Raw genomic sequence first — 1,743 nt, 5'->3', positions numbered from 1 at the left:
CGCATTGCCTCGCCTTAATTGTTACCGGATCCTAAGCCGTTGCCTCACGTAAATTGCTCCCCTGGACCGGGAACGAGCGAGGGGCGGAGATGGGGTGGCTAAGCATGGCAACGCGGAAGGAACTGACGGCGGCGGCAGGCGTGCGCTATCGGCGGTCGGATCGCGCGAAGAAGGCGCGGATATTGGACGAGTTCGTCGACATCACCGGATTCCATCGGAAGCATGCGATGCGTCTACTTCGAAACCAGGAAGGCGTACATCCGGGCCGACGGGCGCGACGTCGGATATATAATGAAGCAGAACACACCGCACTCGTGCTGCTTTGGGAGGCGTCAGACCGCATCTGCGGGAAGCGACTGAAAGCATTAATGCCCGCGCTGATTGAGGCGATGGAACGGTACGGGCACCTCGACCTTGCCCCTGAGATTCGCACCAAACTTTTGGCGATGAGCGCTGCGACGATCGACCGCGCCTTGGTGCGGGTTCGAGAAAAATTGGGTCGCAAGCGCCGGCGGCACGCGGGGCATTCCCTGCGTCGCAGTATTCCAATACGGACTTCGGCAGATTGGAATGATCCGGCGCCGGGATTCGTCGAGGCCGACCTTGTAGCGCATAGCGGTCCATCTGCGCGCGGCAGCTTCATCCAGACCCTCGTGCTCACCGACATTGCTACCGGCTGGACAGAGTGCGCACCTCTGATCGTGCGCGAACAGACGCTGGTGAGCACGGTGCTGACGGAATTGCGCAAGCAATTGCCTTTTGCGCTGCTCGGCTTCGACACGGACAATGACACCGTGTTCATGAATGAGACGTTGAAGGCCTACTGCGAGGCGGCCAACATTGTCTTCACGCGTTGCCGTCCCTACCGGAAGAATGACCAGGCGTTCGTCGAGCAAAAGAACGGCGCCGTCGTGCGCAGGATGGTCGGCTATCGTAGGTTCGAAGGCCTGGAGGCGGCCAAGCTACTGGCGGAACTCTATCGGTCAGCGCGGCTGTTCGTAAACTTCTTCCAACCTTCGTTCAAACTGTTAGCCAAGCAGCGCGACGGTGCTCGTGTACGTAAGACATACAGCGCGCCGGCAACACCCCACCAGCGCCTGTCAGCGGACGCCCGCACGCCTGATGCGGTCCGCCACCATCTCCAGGAAATCTATACCGCTCTCGATCCGGTCACGTTGTTGCGCGACATCCGCGACGTGCAGGAGCGCCTCGCGGCGCTCGCGGATATCCAACCATCCGCCCATCCTGCTGCGGCATCACAATCGATTGATCGCTTCCTGGCAAGCCTGCGAACGGCCTGGAAGGACGGCGCCACGCGCCCGACGGATCGGCCAATCGTGAAGGCTAAAAGGGGCCGGCGTCGTCCCGATCCGCTTATCCGGGCAACGTCAGATTTGAGAAAATGGTTTGAAGCCGAGCCTTGGCGGACCGGCAGCGAACTGCTCTCGCGCCTGCAGGTGGAATATCCTGGAGACTATCCGAACAAGCTTCTTCGAACCCTTCAACGTCGGTTGAAATCCTGGCGCAGCGAGCAAGCGAATGCGCTGCTGTTTGCTTCAGAAAAAATGCCGCCAGGGCATGAGGTCACAACACCCCAATGACGTGCGAGGTGCCAGCGGAGGAGGCCGGGCGCTCCGAAACCCCGGCCATCTCCGCACCCGGCCTCCTCCTCAACTCAGGCCAGGAGCAAAATAAATGAGGCAACTGATCGCGCCCGGGAGCATCGATATGTGAGGCAATACG

1 protein-coding gene is annotated in these 1,743 nt (G+C 60.6%); it reads left to right on the top strand.

The window, feature by feature from the left end; all coding sequences use genetic code 11:
- Positions 1–89: 89 nt before the first annotated feature.
- Positions 90–1,601 (top strand): ISNCY-like element ISBj12 family transposase, encoded by a 1,512-nt coding sequence (locus tag IC50_RS38065; RefSeq protein ID WP_011084703.1) that lies wholly within the window; start codon positions 90–92, stop codon positions 1,599–1,601.
- Positions 1,602–1,743 lie beyond the last annotated feature (142 nt).

This window comes from Bradyrhizobium genomosp. I (2014) (genome assembly GCF_000261685.1).
GTDB lineage: Bacteria > Pseudomonadota > Alphaproteobacteria > Rhizobiales > Xanthobacteraceae > Bradyrhizobium.
This window is presented reverse-complemented; position numbering and strand designations above follow the sequence as displayed.

Bases quoted from the DNA above. Each gene is read 5' to 3' on its own strand.
- IC50_RS38065 (WP_011084703.1), top strand. From the start codon at position 90: ATGGGGTGGCTAAGCATGGCAACGCGGAAGGAACTGACGGCGGCGGCA.